Raw genomic sequence first — 22,094 nt, forward strand, 5'->3', positions numbered from 1 at the left:
AGCTCGGTCCGGCCGCCGGGTGAGCGGCGCCGGGCAGCACGTGAAGCACCCCGCCCACCCGGCTCCGGCCCGGGGGCGGCGCCGGGCAGCATGTGAAGCACCCCGCCCACCCGGCTCCGGCCGGGGGGCGGCGCCGGGGAGCGCATGGGGCACTTTGCTCAGCCGAAGGTCACGTCATGGTCTCCGGCCGCGCCGGGGAGCTCGATCTCGCGGACCCGCTCGCCGAGGCCGGTGACCCGGACCCGGAGCCGGTACCGGCCGGCGGTCAGGCGGCCGACGGTGTAGCGACCCTGGACGGTGGTCTCGGTGGTGTGCCGCGGGGAGCCGTCCGGGGTCTCGACGCGCACCCAGGCGCCCGGGACCGGGACGCCGCCCGCGTCCAGCACGGAGCCGCCAATGTGGAAGACGACCTCGGCGCCCGCCTGCCCCGGCTGCTCGAACCCGGTCATCTGGGTGGTGACCAGCGGGCCCAGCTCGCCGGGGCCGAAGCAGACTGGCACGGTGACGGTGAGGTGGACGCCGGGTCGCCACGGCGGCCGCCCGTCCATCGTGCCCCAGAACTCGGCGTACTTGGAGAACCCTTCGGCCGGCAGCACGCTGGTCGGCAGCACGGCGTCCGCGAGCGGCTCAGGGAAACCGGTGGGCAGCGGCCCCGGCCGATAGATCTCGGCCGGGTTGAGCGGCTCGGCGGCGACCAGCGTGGCGGCGGCCCGGTAGAGCAGCGCGTGCTCGTCGAGGGTGGGCTCGATCACCTGGCTCGGGGCCGCCGCGCTCCACGCGGTGATCAGGTAATGCAGGTCGACCCGGCGCGGCGCGAGTTCGCCCGCCACCAGGCCGGCGGCCGTGCCCCGGGAGCGCTCGTTCGTGCGCAGCGCCCTGTTCTCGCGCAACTCCAGCAGGTAGACGTTGAGCGCCAGGTGGGAGAGGTTGGCGACGTACGTACGCCAGTCCGCGTCCGGTGGCTGGAACCGGACCTGGGCCTCGTCGGTGAGGTGGTCGATCCGCGAGATCAGGAGATGCCGCAACATGCGGTCGATGTGCTCGATCATGGCGCCTTCGTCACCCGCCGGTGGATGTCGTGGAGTTGGCCGGAGGTGATGCCCATGGGCTGGACACGTTCCTGGATCCGGGCGATGTCGTCCGCGAGGGTCGGCCCCGGCACGAGCTCGTACGCGCCGGGGTCGCGCAGGGCCTGCTCCCCGATGAACTTCCGCACCTGGGGAACGTGGTCGTCGGGGATCACCAGGATGCTCCTCTCGTTGATGTACCTGGCGATGCGCTCGGGGCCGGCGTCCGGGGCGAGGTCCCGGGGCCAGGCCTGGGCGGTCTGGATCTGGGCCCGGTTGGCGGCCAGGAGGTCGGCCGCCACCTCCGCCGGGACCGGGGCGTAACCGGGGCCGCCGGTCCTGAGCATGGCCTTCATGTCCCGGGCGTAGCGGCGGAGCGTGTGCGGGGACAACTCGCCGGTCCGGCCCATGGCGTAGTTCTTCACGGAGGCGACGACGCCCGGCTTTCCCGCCGGTCCCTTGGAGATGAGGTCGAGCAGCGGGAAGTTCTTGCGCACGCGGTGGAGGTCGATGCGGAGCTTGTTGAGGTCGAAGACCTCGTGCCTGGTCTCCCGCAGGGAGGACAGGGCCGCCGCTTCGCCGGCCGCGCCGACCGTGCTCAGCGGCGTTTCCTTGATGCCCTGCTCGACGGCCGCGACCATCTCCGGAGACGGGCCTTTGCCGGTCGCCGCCGGCACCGGACCCGAGGGAGGCACGGGCGCCTTGGGCGGCGGGGTGGTCACGGCCGCGGGACCGGTGGCCGTCACGCTCGTGGGCGGCGCGGCCTGCGCGGTCTTCGCGGTCTTGGGAGTCGCGGGTTTGGGAGGGGTGGCCGCCGGGCGGGGGGCGGTCAGTGCCGACTTCTTCTTGAGTGGTGTGGCGGGTTCGGCTTCGAGCACGCCCACGGGCTCGGGCTGCTGCTCGGCGGCGATCCGGGAGCGCTTGGCCGGATGGGCCTCGGCCGCGGACGGGACGTGCGCCGGCGACTCCTGCGCGGCTCCGGCGGTGACCCGCTTCCGCACCGCCGGCTCCGGCACGGTCCCGGGCGCGCCCTCAGGCGCGACCTCGGGTGCGGCCTTAGGTGCGGCCTCGGGTGCGACAGCGGGTGCGGTCTTGGGCGCGACTTCGGGTGCGGCCTTGGGTGTGGTCTTGGGTGGCTTGGGTCTGGGTCTGGGCTTGGGTTTGAGCTCGGGTTTGGCGGCGGGTGGACCGGGGGCGGCCGGTGGTGCGGCGGCCAGCCCGGCGGCGCCCTTCTCCACGGCGGTGACGGCGGCCTTGGCGGCGCCCTTCTCGGCGATGCCGAGCAGCTTCCGCAAGAACCCGCGCAGCCGCTCCAAAAGCTGGAAGAACGGCTTCATGGCGGGTTCGAGCCACTTCATGGGCTTGCTCACCAGCGCGCCGATGAGCGCCTCGATCGCCGCGATGGCCTCGCCGAGCTGCCGGACGACGTTCCCGGCACGCGCCAGCAGGCCGCCCAGCCTGCCCAGTTGCGCGCCGATCGCGGCGATCGCCTCCCCGGCGCCGAGGCCGAAGACGAACAGCAGCGTGTTGCTCACCGCGGCCCCGACGTCGTATCCGACGTTGTAGCCGAGCCTGGACCACTGGGTGCTGGTCAGCTTCTTCCGCGTCTCGGTGGCCCAGTGTTCGAGCTGCGCCGCGGGACCGGCCGGGGCCGCCGCGCCGGGCCGCATGGGCCGCTCCTCCTCCTTGCCGGAGAAGTGCAGGACCACGGAGTGGGCGGCGCCGCTGCCCGCCGCGGCCGCGGCCCGCTCCGCGGCGGCGCCCAGCTCGGGGAGATGCTTGAGCAGCTCGGCCGCGGTGAGGTTGGTCCGTACGTCGGTCAGGAAGGTCCTGAACTGGGTGGTCAGGGCGTTAGCCTCGGCGATGACCTCGTCGGGGTGTTCCCAGGCGGCCCGGCCGATCTCGGCCGCGATGCGCTGCGTCTGCTCGGCGAGCACCAGGATGCCGAACAGGTCGGTGACCGGGCTGACGAAGCCCAGGATCACCCCGGCCTTGTAGCCCAGCCTGAACTCCCCCATGTTCTCGTCCTTGGCCAGCTCCTTGACGCCCGACTTCACCGCCTCCCAGGTGGCCTCCTTGACCAGGGTGAAGACGAAGCCACGGATGGCCGCCGTGGCGATGCGCTCCTGCGGGCCCGAGCCGGTGAACTCCCGTACGAACATGCTGATGACGGCGTTCGCCAGGAAACCCGCGACGCCGGACGGCTCCGGTGGCTGGGCGGCGGCGCCCACCGCCTGGTTGCCGGCCGCGCGCTGGGCGGCCAGCGTGTCCGCGGCCGGGCCGCCCAGCGCGGGCGCCCTGGCCTCGGGGGCGGGCCCGCTCGGAGCGGCATCCGTCATGACGGGCGCACCGGCCTTGGCGGGGTCAGCCATCGCCCCTCCCGAGCTCGTCCTCGGTGAGCGCCTTGCCCAGCTTCTGGTACTCCCGGCGTACGGCGTGCACCACGTGCGCCATCGTCACCACGCCCGCGTCGGCCAGGAAGGCGGCGGCCAGGGCGACGTTCTTGATGTGGCCACCGCTGAGCGCGAACCGCTCGGCCAGCGCGTCCAAGTCGACGTCGGCGGCGAGCGGGGTGCCCGCCGGCCAGATGCCGCGCCAGATCCGCCCCCGGCTCGCCGCGTCGGGGAACGGGAACCGCACGGTGAAGGCCAGCCGCCGGGTGAACGCCTCGTCGAGGTTGTGCCGCATGTTGGTGGCCAGCAGGGTCACGCCCCGGTACGCCTCCATGCGCTGCAGCAGGTACGCCACCTCGATGTTGGCGTACCGGTCGTGGGCGTCGCGCACCTCGCTGCGCTTGCCGAGCAGCGCGTCGGCCTCGTCGAACAGCAGGATGGCCACCCCCCGCTCGGCCGCGCAGAAGATCCGGTCCAGGTTCTTCTCGGTCTCGCCGATGTACTTGCTGACCACGCCGGCCAGGTTGATCCGGTACAGGTCGAGGTGAAGCTCGCCCGCGACGACCTCGGCGGCCATGGTCTTGCCCGTGCCCGGCGGCCCGGCCAGCAGCACCCCGACCCCGGTGCCCCTGCCCAGTTTCCGGCCGAACCCCCACTCGCGCAGGACGCGGCCCTGCCCGGCGACCCGCGCGCAGACCTCGCGCAGCGCGCCGATCTCGTCCTCCGGCAGTACCAGGTCGTCCCAGCCGGCCCTGGGCTCGATGCGTTCGGCCAGCGCGCCGAGCTCGTGGCCGGCCCCGGACCGGGCCGCCGCCGTCAGCGCGGCCAGCGTGTCGCCGCTCGCCGCGCCGGCCGCCTCGCCGATCGCGCGCGGGGTGAGCGGGAAACGCTCGGCCAGCACGTCGATGTCCGCGGTCGCGACGGGCCGCCCGGCCAGGGCCGCGACCCAGCACGACCGGCGCTCGGCCGCGTCCAGCGGCGCGAAGTCGACCGCGTTGACGGCGAGCGGAACCGCGGCCGGTGCCCAGGGCGCGGTCCCGGCCAGCACGATCGGCCCCGGCGCCGCGGCCAGGGCACGGACCGCCACCTGCCACCGGTGCCCGCCGGGTCCAGGCGGCCCGGGGGCGTCGGCCAGGTCCAGATAGGGCACCGCCCCGTACAGTTCGGCCTCGCGCAGGAAACAGCGCAGCGCCTCGTCGAGCCCGGCCGGGTCGGCCGGGGCCGAGGCGAGGTCGCCGTGGAGCAGCGGCCTGCCCAGCCGGGCCGCGGCGAGCCCGGTGACCTGACGTCGTCCGGAGCCGGGCGGGCCCCGCAGGTAGAGGCGCTGCCCGCCGGCGAGCAGGTCACGGAGTTCGGCCACCCGCTCCGGTCGCCAGTCGAGCCCGGGGGCGTCCGCTTCCGGGGCGGTGATGAGCCGGCACCACGCGCCGAGCCGCCGGTCCAGGCCCGAGACGCCGGCGAGCACGTCGGCGATCTGCTCGTCCGGGACCACGTAACGGGCCAGCAGCGGGGGCTCGACCTGGTGGGGGTCGGCGACCAGCCGGACCAGCCGGTGCCGCAGCAGCGGGGCGTCGGCGGCGAAGGCGGCCCGCCGCCGTAGCTTCTCCGCGACGTCCTGGCAGAGCAGGTTGAGCGTCAGCTCGACGGTCGGCCGGCGCCGGGTCACGTCGTCCTGGAGGTAGCCATAGAGGCGCTCGTAGCGCAGGTCGATCTCCGGCGCGGTGGCGACGACGAGCACGTTCAGCTCGAACGCGGACAGCCCGTACCGCTCGGTGAGCCAGGCCGGTCCGGGAACGTCACCGACGCTCCCCGGGCCGATCGGGGACTCGCCCGGGGCCCGCCGCAGCAACCGGCTCGCGTCGCCGGCCGCGATGTGCAGGCCGCGGAACGGGTCACGCCCGCTCTCCGGCCCGTACGACGCCTGCGCCGCCGCGACGGCCTCCGCCAGCCGGACGTCGAGCACGGCCAGCAGATCGAGCATCCCGCCACCGGCCGGCGCCACCAGGACCTCGCCTTCCTGTGTCATCACGTTCCCGGCGGCTGGTCCGCCTGGCGGGCGAGCGGCGGCATCCACCTGAGGGCGCGCTCGGCGGGTGCTCCGTGCGGCTCCGGATGCAGGTACGTGCCGTGCTCGGCCGCCTCCTTGGCGGTCTCGACCACCAGAGGGTTGGCCAGCGCGTAGGCGTCGTGCCTGACCCCGGTCACCTGCCAGCACACCTTGAGCCCCGGCTCGCCCCCGGCGACGGCGAAGGCGTTGCCCGACAACTCACTGGCCACGTACAGGTTGGGGGCGGGGGCGCCGATCGGGGTGAGCTGGTAGCGGAACCGCTCGTTGAGCGCCTCGAACCAGTCCGGCAGCGTGATCTCGGCCGCGCCGCGATCGTCCAGGACGACCTCGCCGTCGTAGACGTTCTTCATCTCGTCGCTCTCGACACCCGAGTGGCTCAGGTACCGGCCGGCCGGGTCCAGCGGATGGTCGATCTTGAAGCGGAGGTCGGTCTTGGTCAGCGTTCCGCGCACGTCGACGTTCCCGGAGATCCAGGCGGCGTTGGGCTTGCCGCCGATGATCAGCGGGATCCCCCCGCCCTCGCTGAACGTCCAGATGCCGACGGCCTGCTGGGTCTCCACCTGCACCGCGACGTCATTGACGGTCGGCCCGCCCACCACGTGCAGGCGCGCGCCGGGGTTCCTGTGGCCGACGGCCAGGTTGCCGTTCTTGATGCCGAACGCCAGGTGCCAGTTGCCGTCGTACTTGTCCCAGAACGCGGGCACGCCACGCGCGTTGTTGGTGCCCCCGTCCTCGTCGATGCTGAGCGCGAACGCTGGCCGCCCGTTGCTGTTCAGCGCGCCGATCGCCGTCTGGCCGTCGGTCCTGGCCTCGGCCAGCAGCGGGATGTTGCTGGTGGTGAGCTTGCCTTCGCCGTCCTCGGCCTCGAAGCCGCCCTGGTCGACGGCGTGCACCAGGGCCCGCGGCCCGCCGCGCCCCACCCCCACCCGTCCCCGGATGAAGGCACCGCCGTTGACGTCCAGGGACGTCGTGGGCATCGACGCCGAGCCGATGCCGAGGAAACCACGGACCTGCGCGAACCCCCGTACGTCCAGGGTGCTCTGGGGGACCGTCGGGTCGGGGCCGGGCGGGCGCTGCAACACGGTGCTGCCGAGCACGTCCAGCGTCGCCTGCGGGTTCCGCGTGCCGATCCCGACGCCGCCCCGCAGCACGGTCGTGCCGTCCACGTCGAGGGTGGCGCCCGGCACGGTGGTGTTCACGCCCATCCGGCGGGCGACCGGGTTCACGATGAGGAACGACGACGCGCTCCGGGCGGTGATGTCCACCCGGGACGCCTCCAGAATCACCCCGCCGGTGTTGAACGCGCGCAGTTCGGCCGCCTGCTGGTCGAAGACGGTGACGGCGGTCCCCGGTTCGGCGTCGAAGGAGTCGAAGCTGCCCAGCAGCGTGATCCGGTCCGTGGAGAGCCCGGTGGTCCTGCGCTGATCCGCGGAGGTGTTGACCACGACGCCGTCCGCGCCGATCTCCACCCAGGCCAGGATGACCTCCTCGCCGTCGTCGGGGGCGTTGACCTGGCGCAGCCGCAGCGTCGGCGTGGTCTCGGTGTTGAACACGCCCGACCCCACCCCGGTGAAGTCGAACGTCTCGGCCCAGCCGATCGTGAGGTGGTACTCCCCGCTCGCCACCGCCGTCTGCAGCGGCACGCCCGTCTCGGTCACGGGGATCAGGGTGTCCTCGTCCGGCTTGACGTGGCCGCCGACGGCCAGCGGGAGCAGCCGGCCCCGTACGTCCAGCGCCACCCCGGGCAGCACCCGCAACCCCGGGCGGCCGATCGTCGCGCTGACCTGGAGCCCGGCGGCCACCCCCCAGCCGTGCAGTGCGGAGCCGTGCATGCGGTGCAGCGGCCCGAAGTAGCCCTCCTGATCCTGCCGGCTCTCATGCAGTCCCGTGTCCCCCTGCCGCGGTTCGGGCGGGTTGACCGTGGGATCCACGTAACTGGTGCGGATCAGTCTTTCGGTCATGCTTGGCTCCCAGGGTGCTAGTCCGTGCCGATGGCGGAGAGCAGGGTGTGCTGAGCGGAGGCCGGCCGCTCCCGGTCGAGGGCCTCGCCGACGCTCCGCAGCACGGCGCGCTGGTCCTCCTCGGTGGCGTTCGCACGGGCGAAGTGCACGATCGCCGCCAGTTCGTGCGGTGCGGCCCGGAAGTTCCGCCTGGGCACCCCGCCGCTCGCCTCGTTGCGGCTCAGGGGCTCCCCGCCGTCGCAGAGGTAGGCGGTGCCGTCGTCCCACACCATGCCGCGAGGGAAGACCAGGTTGCCGGGCTCGGTGACCCGGGTCACCGTCGGCGGGCTCACCTGCGGATCGACCTCGTAGAGGGCGGCCGGCCGCATGGTCCGGCGCAGGTACGGGTGCGCGGGGTCCTGGTCGGGCTGGAGCCCGGTGTCGAGCACGAGCAGCCGCCGGTCCTGCCGCCGCGCGATCCCGTACGGCGCGAGCAGCGGGTTGGCCGCTTCGGGCACGGCCGCCAGCAGCGGTCGCACACTGCCGGTGGCCCGGTTGACGAGCAACAGTTCGGCGGGCCCGTCCGCCCGCGTGTCACCGACGATCAGGTCGCCACTCTCGTCGATCATGAGGGATCGCGGGCCGGCCGCACCGGGCAGGTTGATGACCGGCGGCGGGCCGGCGGCGGAGGCCGGGTCGACGTCGACGATCTGCCTGGCCTGCCGGTTGAGGATGAGCAGGCGCCCCCGGTCGCAGACCGCCGCCGCGGGCACGATGCCGCGCACGCTGGCGTGCACCTGCACCGTCTCCTCCTGGAAGGGGGCGGCCGAGGTGACGCGGAACACCCGCAGCCCGGTCAGCTGCACGTCGAGCACGTACAGCCGCCATCCGGGCGGGGTCGGATCGACGGCGAGGGCCAGCGGCGACGTGAGCGCCCAGCCGGGGGATCCGAGGGGGCGCGGGGCCGGTGGCGCGCCGGCCAGGTCGGCGTACGCGCCGGTCCGGGTGATCCGCCAGAGGCCCGCCCTGGGCTTGCCGCCGATGCCGCCCGCGTCCCCGACGACCAGGTGACCGTCGGGAGTGAGGGCCAGGCACTGCGGGCTGACCAGGCCGGAGGTGGCGAGGGTGCGGTCGGGGGGCGGCCGGAGGCAGGGCCCCTGGGAGAGCAGGGTGTGCACGCCCGGTTCCCTGTCCGGCCGCGCGAACAGGACCTTGGCGCCGCTGTCGATGGTGATCCGCTGCCGGTCGGTGGCCGCCACGGCCAGGTCGAGCAGCCCGGCCAGCCCCGCGGTGGTGCCCCGTCGCCGGTGCAGGCTCATGATCTCGGCGACGACCCGGCGCCGCTGGGCCACGGTCCAGCCGGGGCGCAGCTCGAACCCCAGCCAGCCGGCCAGCCAGGGCAGGAAGTCCTCGGGGGCGCGGGCGGGGTCGTACAGGTCGGGCAGCCGGTCGATGAGGCCGGCGATCGGGGCGCCGCCCGCCGGGACGTCGTCGTGGATCCCGGAGAGCACCTTCTCGAAGACCCGCAGCAGGTCGCCCAGTTGCGGCGAATGCAGCACCGGAGGCAGGTGGTCCAGGTAGCCGCTCACTCCTCCTCCCCGGTTACCTCGCACGTGCCGCTGAAGCAGATCAGCTCGTAGTCGGTCAGCTTCACCTGCGGGGCGAACGCGGTGGGCAGCGGAAAGGGCCGGAGCAGGTCGTTGTTCCAGTTACCGCCAGGGCCGATCGGCGGCAGGTGGTACGGCGGCGGCGTGACCGGTCGCATGCGCAGGTCGGCGAGGTAGCCGATCTCGTCGCGGGGCCGTACCGCCTGGTAGATGTCGGGCAGGTACAGGCTCTGGCCGACCTGCCAGCCGGTGCCGCCGGGCCCGCCGCGCACCGGGTGCAGGAACGCCGCGACCCGCTCCTTGACCTCCGCCTGCACCTCCGCGAGCCCGCTCGTGAGGTGCAGGTCCTTGGCCCGCGTGAAGACCCGTACGTCGGCCTTGACCTCGATCGGCAGGTAACGGGGCCCGGTGACCCGCAGATCGGCGGTCACCTCGCGGCACGGGTCCAGCGCGGCGATCACGTCCTGGATGAGGGAGACCGGCGGTTCCGGCCGCGGATCGGCCCACTCCGAGTCGGGCACGACGATCAGGTTCACGTGGCCGGGGGCGCGGGTGAGGGAGCCGAACAACCACGGGTCGCCGGCCAGCCACGCGCCGCCCGGCCCGGCCTCCTTCTGCGCCCGGGGCGCCAGGCAGCGGGTGATGGCGACTCCCGGCTGCCGGCGGGCGAGGAACTCGTAGTCCTCGGCGGTGATCGCGCGGTCGCGCACGCGCAGCAGCTTCGGGGCCCGGTCCTTGGTCTCCTCGATCGGCTCCTCGTCCGCGCCGCCGCCGCCGGGCACCTTGTTGGTCACGGAGACGATGCCGCGTACGCCCTCGGCGAGGGTGGTGACCTTGCCGCGCAGCACGTTCCCCGCGGCGCCGGTGGCGACGTGCCGGTAGACGGCGCTGATCGTGGCGCCGGCCGGCGGCACCGTTCCCACGTCGCCGAAGACGACCTCGCCTGTCACCGGATCGAGCCGGACGGCCTGGTCCCGTCCTTCCACCCGTTCCTCGGCGAGCACCCACGGCACGCCGTCGACCAGGATCTCGACGTGGTCGAAGTGGGAGCGGCCGGGTTGCCGGTACACCGGCCGGTTGCGCAGCTCGAACACCTGGCGGGGGGCGTGGCCGGCGGTGCCGAGCAGTTCCGGCACGTCACGGCCGGCGGTCAGCGCGGTCGTCGCCGGGACCGTGCTCGGCAGCAGGTGCCGCACCCTGACCAGCGCCTCCCGCGCGGGCTCGCCCGGCTCGGCCTCGTTGCGCAACCGCAGCCCGAGCCAGCGACGCGGCCGGCCCGCCGCGGGTGCGGACTCCGGCGGCTGGAACGGCCAGCCGGCCGGGTCCACGCCCGTCCACGCCGGGGTCGCGGGCAGCTTCAGCCGGACCTGGCCCGCCTGGGCGAGTCCGTGGCCGGTGTCCCGCTCGGGGGGCAGGTCGGTCCAACCGGCCGGGTCGGCGCCGCCGGTGGAGAACACCCAGCCGACCGAGGTGGGTTCCCCCGCCGCCGGGTGGTCCGGCTCGCCGTAGAGCTCCACGCGATCGACCGGCTGGGTGAAGCCGGGGTCGAAGCCGAGCAGCAGGTAGGAGGTGCCGCCGTCGGGCACGTGCAGGTCCACGCCGTCCGGTGCGCCGGTCACGTCGGCGCAGCGGGCGGTCGCCGGGCCCGGCGGCACGTCGTATCGCACGACCATCGACAACCCGGCGGGCAGGGCCGTCAGCTCGGACTCGGTCTGGAAGACCACGGGCGGCTGGGACTCCGTGCCGGCCGTCTGCGCCCACGTCCCTGCGGGCACGGTGGCGGTCTGGCCGCTCTGCGCGGTGAAGGTCAGCAGGGTGCGGGCCGGGGTGGCCGGGTCGCGGGTGATGCCGAGCAGGTTGAGGAAGGCCACGTAGTTCTTCTCCGGCACCTGGTTGAGCCGGTAGATCAGCCCCTCCACGAGCCAGGCGAACAGCTCGATCAACGTCCTGCCGGGGTCGCTCGGGCTCCGGTCGGTCCACTGCGGGGCGTAGTGGTCGATCAGCGCGACGGCCTCGTCGACGAGGTCCTGCCAGGTACGGTCGTCCAGGTTCGGCGGCAGCGGCCGGCCGCGGTGGGAGCTCATGCGGGCTGCTCCAGCGGGAAGGGCAGGACGAGGCTGAGCTCGTCACGCGTGCCCCTGACCCGGTAGGTGACGTTGATCGCGAGCGCCGCCGCCAGGAGGTCGTTGCCGACGTCCACGCCGGTGACCTCGATCCGCGGCTCCCACCTGGCCAGCGCGAACTCGACGTAGTGCCGGGCCAGGTTGGCGGTGGCCGGGGTGTTGGGCGCGAAGGCCAGGCTGTGCAGCTCGCAGCCGAAGTCCGGCCGCATGATCCGCTCGCCGGGCCGGGTGCCCAGGATGATCAGTATCGACTGCCTGACGCGCTCCGCCCCGGCGGACTCGGCGATGCCCCCGGTATCGTCGGCTCCGACCGGGTAGGCCACCCCCCTGTCGTCCACCTTCACTCTCCCCTCAACCAGGTCTGGTTCGCGGTCGCGGACAGCTTCGGAGGCAGCGAGGGTTGCGGTGGGTCCGGCGGCACGCCCACGTCCAGGCCGTCGGTCTTGGCCACGAAGCCCTGGTCGAGGAGCACCCCGGCGCCGTTCACGGTCAGCCTGACCGCCTCGCCGCCGTTCCACGACGTCACCTTCGTGCACGTCTTCGTCTGGGGCGGCCCCTGCGCGACCGGCAGCGCGCACGCGGGCAGCACGTCGCGGCCGACGACGTCCGCCTTGGTGAGCACGCTCGCCCCGGCGACGGTCAGCGGGTGCGCGGCCGGGGGCCGGACGGCTCCCGGCGGGTGCGGGCAGGTGAGGGTGCTCGCCGTGGTCAATACTCGGGCGCTCACGTCGGTCCGCTCACATCCATCGTGCCCTTGACCTTCACCCGGACGTTGGTGGCGGAGATCTCCAGGTCGCCGGTGGGGGTGAAGGTGAGCGAGCTGCCCGTCCTGTGCTCGACGACGACCTTCTCCATGCCCGGTGTGTCGTCGAGGGTGATGGTGTGCCCGGCCGGGGTCCTGATCCGGCGTACCGTGGTGACGCCCGGTGGGGCGGTCACCGGCTTGGCGGTGGTGTGACTCCACAGGGAGCCGATCACGTACGGCCGGCCGAAGTCCCCGTGCTCGAAGGCCACCAGCACCTGGTCACCCGCGCCCGGCAGGCAGAACAGGCCGGCGCCAGGCCCGGCCATGGGCGTGGCGACGGGCGCCGCCACGACGTCGGGAATGTCGGAGAACCAGGGGAAGCGCAGGGCCACCTCGTAGCGGACCGGGTCCGCGGCGACCACCTCGGCCACCACGACCCCCTGGGCGGACTCGGGCCGGTCCGGCGGCGGGTTCTCCGAGACGGCCTTGCGCAGCAGTTGCAGCACGTGTGCCTGGGCCCGCTGGGTCACCTCGAACTCGCTGCGGTAGCCGTTGGAGTCGAGCGTGTGGATCACCCTTTTGAGGCGGTACATCCCGCTGAAGCGCCGCCCGACCCCGCGTACCGCCACGAAGCGGCCCGCCCGCAACTCGGGCAGGCCCAGGCAGGAGCCGCTCGCCTCGTACATGCCCTCCAGGAGCTGCTGCAGCAGCGACTTGGCCAGCGCCGTCGCGTCGAGCGGGGTGGTGACCGGCCTGCCGCGCACCACCCGGCGGCCCAGGGTGGTCAGCGCGCCCACCGCCGCGCTGCCCAGCTGCTCCACGATCGCGTCCAGGTCCAGCGCGGTCGCGCTCATGACGCCCACGATGCTCTGGGCCAGCTCCTGGCTGTAGCCGCGCACCACCTGGAGCCCGGCCATGCCCGCGTTGGCCACGCGCGGGCTGAAGGCGGACAGGTTGGCGCCCCACTCCAGCACCGGCGCCTCGGTCTGCGGGCGGGGAAAGCGGAAGAACAGCTTGTCCCACCAGACGTAGACGTCGAAGAAGTTGGCGGCGGCGCGCTGCTTGAGCAGCGCCATGTCGGTGGTCGCCCGGTGCAGCACGGAATGCGTGAACGGGGACGGGTCCACGACCGGGATCAGCCCGGCCTCCAGCGCGATCTGGGCGGCGATGGCGCTGTCGTTGGTGAAGCGGAACGCCGGGCGGTCCGGCATCTCGTGCCGCAGCCGGTGCGACCTGTCGTAGCCGCGGACGGTGAACGTCGGAGCGCCGTGCTCGGGGAAGGCGGGCTCGATGGAGGCGATCTCACCGAGCATCATCGGCTCCAGCCGGTCGCCGTAGCCGAGGTGGATCTCCACGCTCTTGCCGAGGTCGAACAGCGGGGAGTCGGTGAAGCGATTGCCGCCGTTGTCGAGGACGACGGTGAACATGTCGGCCAGTTCCAGCGAGTTGTCGTAGCGCACGCTGAGCACGTGGCGGCTCACGTCCGCGTCGAGCGTGACGCCGCTGATCCTGATCTCGGCCCGGGGCGCGAAGGTGTCCACGGCTCACCGCCCCGGGATGACCAGCGGCCGGCCCGGGGACAGCCGCAGCGGGTCGGGCAGGTTGTTGGCGTCGGCGATCTCCCGCCAGCGGGCCGGGTCTCCGAGGTACGTCGCGGCCAGACCGGGCAGCGTGTCCCGGTCGGTGAGGTTGTGCACGGTCGGCGGGCCGGCGAGGAACCCCTGCCGCACCTCCAGCTCCACCTCGGTGTACTCGCGGAAGGTGACCGACAGCCGGGCCCGTACCGGGGTGCCGTCCGGCAGGAACATGGTGAACCGCTGGTCCGCCTGGGCCAGCACGCACCGGAAGGAGAACCGGCCCATGACGAACAGCAGCACCGGCGGGGTGAACGTGCGCTGCGCCGGGCGCAGCAGTCCGACCAGCCTGCGGGTGAACGTCCGGACGTCGGCGGCCTGCTCGTAGGTGTCGAAGAACAGGTCCATGGTCAGGGTACGGGCCCGGCCGCGTACGTACTGGACCGGCGAGGCCGCCAGACCCGGTATGCCGATCTCGGCGAGCTCGTTGCCCTGCTCGATCCGGTATTCCTCAGGGTTGTACATGACCGGGATGCGCTCGCCCGTACGGGTGTCGACGATCAGCGCCTTGGCCAGTTGCGGGGCCATCGTCAGGCCCCCCGCTCCAGTTCGATGGCCAGGTCGGCCCTGATCTGGCGAGCCGCCTCGTCACGCAGCACCTCACGGACGACCTGGCGCAGCGCGCCGGGGTCCAGGACCTCGGCGGACGTCTCCTGGTGGCGGTCGGGCCGGGCCGCCATGGGCCGGGCCGCGGGCGCGGACGGCGCGCCCGGTGTCCCCGGCACCGCCACGGGCCGGGCGGGAGCGGGACCGGCGGGCGGGTGGACGGGCGGCACCGCCGGGCGCGGCGCCCCGATGGGCGGGCTCGGCACGCCGGCCGGGCCGTCGAGAAACGCGCGCTCACGGCTGAGGGCGGCGTTCTCCTCGGCTGCCATACCCCACGCGGTGGCGCGATGCGCGGCGCCGCCGGGACGCCCCGGCTCGGTGGCGTGCCAGGCCTCATGGACGAGCAGCGCGAACCCTTCGGGCTGGTCGGGCCGGAACCGGCCGCTTCGGAAGTAGATCTCCTCTCCGACGGTGACGGCGTCGGCGCCGTGCGCCGCCGCGAGCCGGTCGGCGTGTTCGCCGTGGTGGATCCGGAGGCGTTCCGTGCCGGGGCCGATCACCGGGGCCAGCCGTTCCCGCAGGTCCGCGCGGACGGGCTGCGGCGCGGCCGGGGCCGGGGGCGGGGCAGCCGGCGGGCGCGGCCACGCGAGGTCCTGCGGCCCCGGCTCGTGCACGGGCGGCAGGCGCACCTCGACCCGGCGGCGCGGGCTCCTGTCCGGGGCCGGCAGCGCACCTCCCCGGGCCAGCGCCGGCGCCAGTGCCGCCGTCCAGCCGAACACCGGCCTCCTGCGGGCGCGCAGCGCGCGTGCCTGCGCCGCCAGGCGTTCACCGAGCGTGGGTCCGCCCTGCATCGATCACTCCCTCTCCGCCTGCGCGAGCACCGTACGCAACCAGTGGCGGCGCTCGGCGTGGTCGAAGTTCATCAACTCTGTGTGGGTCCAGTGGACGTGGCGTCCGAGTCGGGCGACCTCCTGGTAGACCCGTTCCAGGGGGTAGCCGCGGATTCCCCCGGCATCGGGGCCTCCAGCTCGAACCCGGCCTCGCAGCGCGGGCAGGTGACGGCCACCGTGGGCGGCGACAGGCCGTTGACGCGGTTGTAGAGCTCCTGGAGGTAGGTCAGGTCCTGGGAGAACAGGCCCTCGACGACGGCGGGATCCACCTGCGGCAGCGACCCGAGCCGGACCACCACCCGGGCGAGCAGGATGACGATCAGGTAGGTGGGCAGGGCCTGCACCCGCGGGTCCTTCATCGGCAGGATCTCGTCCGCCGCGGTGGCCAGCCGCATCACGCCGTCCCGGTGCAGCGTGCCCGAGGCGTCGAGGTAACCGAGCGGCAGCGTGAACGCGTGCTCCGTGCTGAACGCCGGGCCGGTCACGGTCAGGCCGTCCTGGTGATGCCCTCGTGCACGAGGACGAGGGTCTCGACCGCCACCTCGTGACCGGTGGCGTTGAACGCGGGGCCCTCCCACTTGGTGGGCCAGGCGTTGACGAAGTTCCAGCGCACCACCTCACGCCGGTTGGCCAGGTCGTAGACGACGATGGAGCCGCTCTTGCGCAGCACCCGTCCCTCGACGATGGCCTGGCGCCACTGCCACAACTCGGTGGAGTCCGTGAGCCCCCACTTGAGGGTGATGTCGGAGAACGTGGTCTTGCCGGGTCCCTTGCGGACGGTCGTGTTGTGGCCGCCCTCCCTGTTCTCGACCACCTCGGTGACCGACTCGATCCCGGAGCACTCCATGAAGCTGGCCTGGGCGATGCCGTCGAGCTCGACCAGGAAGTTGAAGTTCACATACGGATCGATCCGCATGCCTGTCTGTGCCATCGCGGCCTAGCCTTCCTGCACCTGGGTGCCGCCCTGCGACATGCCGATCCGGACCACGACGAACTCCGCGGGCCGTACCGGCGCGACCCCGATGTCCACCACGAGCCTGCCGAGTTCGCGGATCGCGGCCGGGTTGTTCTCATCGTCGATCTTGACGTAGAAGGCCTGGTCGGCGGTCGCGCCGAACAGCGCGCCGGCCGTCCACACCCGGGTGAGGAACTCGCTCACCGTGCGCTCGACCCGTTTGCGCAGGGACAGGTCATTGGGCTGGAAGACCGCCCAGCGCAGGCCCTCCTGGAGGGATTCCTCGATGAACAGGAAGAGCCGCCGGACGTTGACGTAGCGCCAGGCCGTCTCGTGTTTGGGCGCGGTGGTCCTGGCCCCCCAGACCATCGGGCGGGCGCTGCCGGCGAACGCCTGCAGCACGTTCACCCCGGCGTCGTTCAGCTCGCCCTGATCGGCCAGGCCGAGGGCCCTGCTCACGCCGAACGCCCCGGCGATCGGCTCGTTCGCGGGCGCCTTGTGCACGCCGTGCCGGCTGTCGCTGCGCGCGAAGACGCCGGCGACGTGGCCCGACGGCGGGACGGCGAACGTGCCGCGCCCCGCCGGATCGGAGATCGTGATCCACGGGTAGTAGAGCGCCGCGTAGCCGCGTTCGGACGTCACCTGCTCCCTGCGGGCCAGCACTCCGCCCTCCCCGAGCGGCGCGGCGGCGTCGGGGGCGTCCAGGACGGCGAACCTGTCGCCCAGCTTCTCGCAGTGCTCCACCAGCCGCTGCTGTACGGCGGGCAGCGTCACGGCGTCGGGCGCGCAGACGAGGTTGACGTCGTCGACCTGCTCCAGCCTGGCCAGCGCCGTCTCGTAGGCGGGGGCCTCGATTCCCTCCAGGGTGTCCGGCAGGCCACCGGCCAGCGGCGTCGCGGCGAGGACCGCGGGCAGTCCGGCCGGTGGCGCGTGGAGGCCGGGTTCGCCGGGCGGGGTGACCTCGACCAGCCTGGAGGCGACCTGGTCGGCGAAGTACCTGCTGTGCCGGGGGTCCAGCGACAGCTCGTCGAAGTGCTCGACCCCGTCGGGGCCGGTGACGTCGAGCGAGAACTCCGCCGAGGTGATCGCGGGTGGCGCCGGGTAGGCGTTGGCCAGGCCGGCGGCGAGCTCGATCACGTCTCCGCTCACCCGCTCGACCACGACCCACTCGCTGATGTCGCCCTGTTCGAGGTGGAGCACGCTGCCGCGTTCGACGCCCCGGGGCCGGTCGATCCGGAGGCGCCGCTGGCCGGCCTTGGGCGCGGCGGTGCGTACGGGCTCGTCCCGCACGTCGCGGGCCAGGGCGGCGGTGAGGAGCAGGTCCCTGCCGCGTACCCGGTCGACCTCGGCGAGCTGACCGTCGATCTCGATCAGGTCACCCGGCACGAACTTCCTGGCGTCCTCGGCCGACGGCAGCGTCACCGTGTCGCCCCGCGCGTCGGCATGCTCGACCTGCACCTGGAGCACGCGCGCGTCCCGGACGATCCGCGCGTCGCGCACCGCGACCTTGATCGCCTCCCCGGCGGGGCCCTCCTCCACGGCGCGGACCACCAGGGCGACGCCCGGGGGATCGGCCCGGTCGCCGAGCTCCAGGAACGCCCTGGTGGCGGTGCCCACCCGGACCACGTAGGCGACGGTGCCGCCGTTGTCGAAGAACCCGCGCACCGCGTGCGCCAGGTATCTCCGGGGAGCGTTGACGTACTCGCCGAACAGCGTCGTGAACTGCGTCCAGTTGGTGATCTTCGTCGGCTGCCCCGTGCGCCCGCGCAGTGTCGGTCCGATGAAGGCCGCCGTGCTCGTGCCGGCCCCGGAGATGGGCCCGGTGGCGGTCATTTCCTCGACGTAGACGCCTGGCGCCCGGTAATCAGCCATCCCAACCCCCTGGCGTGCGCTGGTCTTGGCGCCCATTAGAACGGGGAGGTCGCCGCCGAAGCCCGAGCCGCTCTGCCCCATGTCCAATGAGAAGGCGTTGTTTGCGAGTTCCTGAGCTTGACCGGCCAATAAGTACGGGTATATGCGCCGAAAAGCACATAAAACGTACATGTGTGCTTCGAGGCGAGCCACCCGGTTCGAGCTCCGGAGGTACAGCTCCATGTCCGAATATGGATCTCCAGCACCCACCCGTGACCTGTGCGGCACCATGCTCGTGCACCGCAGGCTGCTCAACGAGAGCATGACCTACCGCGCCCGGCGCGCCACGATCGAGGAGCGGGCGCTGCAGTACGAGCAGGGCATGCGCATGTCCGTGCGCACCGGCGTGGTCACGTTGCCGGTCGTCGTCCACGTGGTGCACAACCCGCAGGCACCGGAGCAGAACATCTCCGACGAGCAGATCCACAGCCAGCTGGCCGTGCTCAACAAGGACTTCAGGGCAGCCAATCCCGATGTGCGGAACGTGCCCGACGTCTGGAAGCCGCTGGTGGCGGACGCCAGGGTCGAGTTCCGGCTCGCGACGCGGGACCCGCACGGCGAGGCGACCGACGGGATCGTCCGCGTGGAGACCGAGCGGCGCAGCTTCACCTGGGACGACGCCGTCAAGGCCGGCGCCACCGGCGGAGCGGACCCCTGGCCGAGCGACCAGTACCTCAACATCTGGGTCTGCCTGCTCGGCGGCGGCCTGCTCGGCTACGCGCAGTTCCCCGGCGGCCCGCCGCAGACCGACGGCGTCGTCATCCTGCACACCGCCTTCGGCACCACGGGCACGGCGAGCAGGCCCTTCGACGGCGGCCGTACGGCGACGCACGAGATCGGCCACTGGCTGGACCTCTACCACATCTGGGGCGACGACGACGGCGCCTGCAGCAGCGACGACAAGGTCGCCGACACGCCGAACCAGGCCGGCGCGAACACCGGAAAGCCCACCTTCCCGCGCGTCACCTGCGACAACGGTCCCAATGGCGACATGTTCGTCAACTACATGGACTACACCGACGACGCGGCCATGTACATGTTCACCCGGGGCCAGGCCACCCGGATGGACGCCTGCCTGGAGGGTTCCCGGGCGTCGTTCCTGGTCGGGCAGGAGGCGCGGGCGGTCTCCGCGGCCGTGCTGGCACAGGCCGGTCCCGCGTTCGACGGGGAGGTGGCGCGGCTGCTGCACGACACCGAGCGCCGGACCACGGAGGTCCTCAACGACATCCGCTCGGCGCTCGGCCTGGTCACCCGCCATCCGGGCGGCTGACCAGAGGGCGAAGGATGAGCTGCGCCCCGTCGGGCCTCGTCGGCTGCTGGTTGCACTCGTACGAGGAGGACGGCGAGACGACGGCGGTGTACCGGCCGTCCGACCACCCGTTCCCGCCCTCGCGGCGGGTGCGGCGGGGGCTGGAGTTCCGGGCGGACGGGACGTTCGTCGAGCTGCGTCCCGGCCCTGACGACCGTCCGCGGCCGGTCACCGGCCACTGGCGAGCCGGGGAGGGCGGCCGCGTCCGGGTCGCCTTCCCGCCGGGGCAGGGCGCGCCGATCGAGCTCACCGTCGTCTCCTGCGCGGACGACAGGCTCGTCCTCGCCAAGTGACCCCGGGTCGCGCGGGAGAGGCAGCCGAAGCCGCGTCGCCGCTAGTCCTCGATCGGGCGGCCGAAGGTGACGGCGTCCCGTACAGACTGCGGTGCCGTGGTGCGGAGGGCGGCGTCGGGACGTGCGCCGAGCGCGTCGTTGACGGTCGAGAACGCGATCCGCAGCGCCACGAACACGGTGATCGCGAAGATCCGGCCGTCGTCGAATCCCGCCTCCCGCAACGCGCGCACGTCGGCCTGGCCGATCGCGTTGGGATCGCGGGCCACCTTCCGCGCCCAGTCCGCCAGCGCCCGCTCCTCAGGCGTCAACCCGTCGTCGTCGCCCCGCAGCACCCCCGACGCCGTACGGGCGTCGGCGGCCTCGGCCAGCTTGCCGCCCCAGGCCAGCGAGCAGTACGAGTCCCCGAGGGCCGACGCGCAGGCGGTCACCAGGATGCCGCGGGTGCGCAGGTCGAGCCCTCCTGCTTCGACGCACTGCCGCAGCAGGCCGAACAGCCCCGTCATGGTGTCCGGCTGGTGGGCCCAGAGCTTCGTGACGTTCATGACGTAGCCGAGTTCGGCCAGGTCCTCGTCGAACAGCCGCCGCGCCTCCGGAGTCTCCTCCGCAGGCTGAAGGAATCCGCTCATATGTATTCTCCCTCTCCCAGAAGGAGAATCTTCGACCGCGCTTGCCAAACGATTGCCGGCCGCTCACAGCGGTTCATGGCGGCGCTCCCGGCCACGGGCGGGGCTTCAGGCGGGTTGGCAGCCGGGGCACCAGACGGTGGTGCGGCCGGTGATGCGGCGGCGGGACAGAGGGGTGCCGCAGCGCGGGCAGGGGCCGTCGGGCTCGTCGCGGGCACCGGTGAGCCAGGTGTCACGCGGGGGCACGCGTTCTGCCTTGATCGACTCGCGCAGGACGCGGCGCATCGCCTGGTACAGCGCGGCGCGTTCGGTTTCGTTCAGGTCGTTCGCGGCCCGCTGGGGGTTGACGCGGGCGCGCCAGCAGATCTCGTCGGCGAGAAGGTTGCCGAGGCCGGCGAGGACGGTCTGGTCGGTCAGCACCGATTTGAGCCGTCCCCGGCGGCGCGACAGCAGGTCGTCGAAGCGCTCGCGTGACACGTCGCGCGCGTCGGGGCCGAGGTCGCCGATCACCCGCTCGGCCTGGCGCTCGTCGTCGGCGAGGCGGATGCCCTGGAGTTTGCGCATGTCGCGGAAGCGCAGCTCGCCGTCGTCGAACTGCCAGACGACCCGGTCATGCCGGTGCCGTGGCTCGTGCGGGGGATGCCAGGACAGCGAGCCGGTCATGCCGAAGTGCAGCATCAGCACCGGCCCGCCGGCGGGCGCGATCAGCCACTTGCCGTGCCGTCTGGGCTGCTCGAACCGGTGCCCTCGCAGCGCGGCGGCCAGGCGCCGGGCGCTGGTGCCGCGCAGGATCCCGGGGTCGTGCACGCGTACGGCCCTGATCGGCTCGCCGGTGTGCTCGGACAGCACCCGGCGGAAGCCTTCCACGTCCGGCAGTTCCGGCATACGGCATGACCTCCCCACATTGCCCAACCTCATCCCCGGTCCCCGCCCGCTGCGGGGACACCGGATCGTGGGTCAGACGGTCAGGACGATCTTTCCGCGGGTCCGGCCGGAGGCGCTCAGCCGCCACGCCTCCGCGGCCTCGGCGAGGGGCAGGGCGCGGTCCACGTGTACGGTCAGCTTGCCCTCGTCGGCGAGGCTCGCCAGCGCGGCCAGGTCGGCGGGGTCGGGGCGGACCCATACGTAGTGGCCGCCGTGCTTCTCGGCGGCGTCGGTGGTGATGGACACCACGCGCTGCGGCCGGCGTACCAGTGAGAGGGACACCTCCATGGCGTCCCCGCCGGCGAAGTCGAGGGCCGCGTCCACGCCGCCGGGCGCCAGCGCGCGCACCCGGTCGGCGAGCCCCTCGCCGTAGGTGACGGGCTCGGCTCCCAGGGAGCGGAGGAAGTCGTGGTTGCGCTCGCTCGCGGTGCCGATCACCCGGGCGCCGAGCGCCGCCGCGATCCGCACCCCGAACGACCCGACGCCACCCGAGGCGGCATGGATCAGTACGGTGTCGCCCTCCGTCACGCCGGCCCGCCTGATCGACCGGTACGCGGTGAGCCCGGCCAGCGGCACCCCGGCCGCCTGCTCCCAGCTCAGGGACGTGGGCTTCTTGGCGAGCATGCGTACGTTGGCCGAGACGAACTCCGCGTACGTGCCGTACTGCACCCAGTCCTTGCGCACGTAGCCGTATACCTCGTCGCCGACCGCGAACTCCGGGGAGTCGGGGCCGACGCGCTCGACGACCCCCGCCACGTCCCAGCCCGGGATGAGCGGGAAATCGGTGTACATGATCGGATCGAGGTAGCCGGCGGCGAGCTTCCAGTCGACGGGGTTCACGCCCGCGGCCTTCACCCGGATCAGTACCTCGCCCGGAGCGACCTTGGGATCGGGAAGGTCAACGAGGTGAAGATCGTCGGCCGAGCCGTACTTGTCCAGAACGATTGCCTTCATGTAGGGAACAACCGACGCCGGGTCTGATCGCATTCCGCGCGGTCCGGGCGTCGTGCCAGGTCAGCGGCGCCGTGCGGGACTTCGGGCCCGTTCCCCCAGGGCCACCCGCGCT

The 22,094-nt window shown here is 73.2% G+C and carries 19 protein-coding genes; 2 read left to right on the plus strand and 17 right to left on the minus strand.

Annotated elements, in window-relative coordinates:
- Window positions 1-158 precede the first annotated feature (158 nt).
- The 14 genes from BLS95_RS45525 to BLS95_RS45590 form a co-directional block, all read right to left on the minus strand.
- On the minus strand, window positions 159-1,049 hold the full coding sequence (locus BLS95_RS45525; RefSeq protein ID WP_090945857.1) for a Pvc16 family protein: 891 nt from the start codon (window positions 1,047-1,049) through the stop codon (window positions 159-161).
- Window positions 1,046-3,439: a hypothetical protein gene (locus BLS95_RS45530; protein WP_090945858.1), complete on the minus strand. Its 2,394-nt coding sequence runs from the start codon at window positions 3,437-3,439 to the stop codon at window positions 1,046-1,048. The genes BLS95_RS45525 and BLS95_RS45530 overlap by 4 nt, the downstream gene beginning before the upstream one ends.
- The gene (locus BLS95_RS45535; RefSeq protein WP_218136294.1) at window positions 3,432-5,486 is read right to left on the minus strand and encodes an ATP-binding protein; all 2,055 of its coding nucleotides are present in this window, start codon (window positions 5,484-5,486) and stop codon (window positions 3,432-3,434) included. The genes BLS95_RS45530 and BLS95_RS45535 overlap by 8 nt, the downstream gene beginning before the upstream one ends.
- On the minus strand, window positions 5,486-7,489 hold the full coding sequence (locus BLS95_RS45540; protein ID WP_090945859.1) for a hypothetical protein: 2,004 nt from the start codon (window positions 7,487-7,489) through the stop codon (window positions 5,486-5,488). Before BLS95_RS45540 ends, BLS95_RS45535 begins: the two co-directional genes overlap by 1 nt.
- A 17-nt stretch (window positions 7,490-7,506) precedes the next feature.
- Window positions 7,507-9,057, minus strand: coding sequence for a phage tail protein (locus tag BLS95_RS45545; protein WP_176993734.1), 1,551 nt, complete (start codon window positions 9,055-9,057; stop codon window positions 7,507-7,509).
- Complete coding sequence (locus BLS95_RS45550) at window positions 9,054-11,159, minus strand: baseplate J/gp47 family protein (protein WP_090945861.1); 2,106 nt, start codon at window positions 11,157-11,159, stop codon at window positions 9,054-9,056. The genes BLS95_RS45545 and BLS95_RS45550 overlap by 4 nt, the downstream gene beginning before the upstream one ends.
- The gene (locus BLS95_RS45555) at window positions 11,156-11,536 is read right to left on the minus strand and encodes a GPW/gp25 family protein (RefSeq protein ID WP_218136295.1); all 381 of its coding nucleotides are present in this window, start codon (window positions 11,534-11,536) and stop codon (window positions 11,156-11,158) included. The genes BLS95_RS45550 and BLS95_RS45555 overlap by 4 nt, the downstream gene beginning before the upstream one ends.
- Before the next feature lie 2 nt (window positions 11,537-11,538).
- Window positions 11,539-11,925, minus strand: a complete 387-nt coding sequence (locus BLS95_RS45560) for a hypothetical protein (RefSeq protein WP_143044166.1) — start codon at window positions 11,923-11,925, stop codon at window positions 11,539-11,541.
- Window positions 11,922-13,484: a phage baseplate assembly protein V gene (locus BLS95_RS45565; protein WP_090945864.1), complete on the minus strand. Its 1,563-nt coding sequence runs from the start codon at window positions 13,482-13,484 to the stop codon at window positions 11,922-11,924. Before BLS95_RS45565 ends, BLS95_RS45560 begins: the two co-directional genes overlap by 4 nt.
- A 3-nt stretch (window positions 13,485-13,487) precedes the next feature.
- Window positions 13,488-14,105, minus strand: a complete 618-nt coding sequence (locus BLS95_RS45570; RefSeq protein ID WP_090945865.1) for a CIS tube protein — start codon at window positions 14,103-14,105, stop codon at window positions 13,488-13,490.
- Window positions 14,106-14,107: 2 nt separating this feature from the next.
- On the minus strand, window positions 14,108-14,974 hold the full coding sequence (locus BLS95_RS45575; RefSeq protein ID WP_090945866.1) for an eCIS core domain-containing protein: 867 nt from the start codon (window positions 14,972-14,974) through the stop codon (window positions 14,108-14,110).
- Between the two features lie 71 nt (window positions 14,975-15,045).
- Window positions 15,046-15,498, minus strand: a complete 453-nt coding sequence (locus BLS95_RS45580) for a hypothetical protein (RefSeq protein WP_218136296.1) — start codon at window positions 15,496-15,498, stop codon at window positions 15,046-15,048.
- Between the two features lie 2 nt (window positions 15,499-15,500).
- Complete coding sequence (locus BLS95_RS45585) at window positions 15,501-15,944, minus strand: phage tail protein (RefSeq protein ID WP_090945867.1); 444 nt, start codon at window positions 15,942-15,944, stop codon at window positions 15,501-15,503.
- A 6-nt stretch (window positions 15,945-15,950) separates the two neighbouring features.
- Window positions 15,951-17,840, minus strand: coding sequence for a phage tail sheath subtilisin-like domain-containing protein (locus BLS95_RS45590; protein ID WP_176993735.1), 1,890 nt, complete (start codon window positions 17,838-17,840; stop codon window positions 15,951-15,953).
- Between the two features lie 220 nt (window positions 17,841-18,060).
- Here BLS95_RS45590 and BLS95_RS45595 point away from each other — a divergent pair, with 220 nt between their 5' ends.
- The gene (locus BLS95_RS45595; protein WP_218136297.1) at window positions 18,061-19,149 is read left to right on the plus strand and encodes a zinc metalloprotease; all 1,089 of its coding nucleotides are present in this window, start codon (window positions 18,061-18,063) and stop codon (window positions 19,147-19,149) included.
- Window positions 19,150-19,163: 14 nt separating this feature from the next.
- Window positions 19,164-19,481 (plus strand): hypothetical protein, encoded by a 318-nt coding sequence (locus BLS95_RS45600; protein WP_143044167.1) that lies wholly within the window; start codon window positions 19,164-19,166, stop codon window positions 19,479-19,481.
- 41 nt (window positions 19,482-19,522) lie between these two features.
- On the opposite strand, the gene BLS95_RS45605 is transcribed toward BLS95_RS45600, so the two are convergent.
- From BLS95_RS45605 to BLS95_RS45615, 3 genes are all read right to left on the minus strand, one after another.
- Window positions 19,523-20,107, minus strand: coding sequence for a carboxymuconolactone decarboxylase family protein (locus BLS95_RS45605; RefSeq protein WP_090945870.1), 585 nt, complete (start codon window positions 20,105-20,107; stop codon window positions 19,523-19,525).
- 105 nt (window positions 20,108-20,212) lie between these two features.
- Window positions 20,213-20,989 carry an Fpg/Nei family DNA glycosylase gene (locus tag BLS95_RS45610; RefSeq protein ID WP_090945871.1) on the minus strand — a complete coding sequence of 259 codons (777 nt, stop codon included), beginning with the start codon at window positions 20,987-20,989 and terminating at the stop codon, window positions 20,213-20,215.
- A gap of 72 nt (window positions 20,990-21,061) precedes the next feature.
- Entirely contained in the window at window positions 21,062-21,982 is a 921-nt protein-coding gene (locus BLS95_RS45615) for an NADP-dependent oxidoreductase (RefSeq protein ID WP_090945872.1), read from the minus strand.
- Window positions 21,983-22,094: the final 112 nt, after the last annotated feature.

The sequence above is a fragment of the Nonomuraea jiangxiensis genome (assembly GCF_900099965.1).
In the GTDB taxonomy this organism is placed as follows: Bacteria; Actinomycetota; Actinomycetes; order Streptosporangiales; family Streptosporangiaceae; genus Nonomuraea; species Nonomuraea jiangxiensis.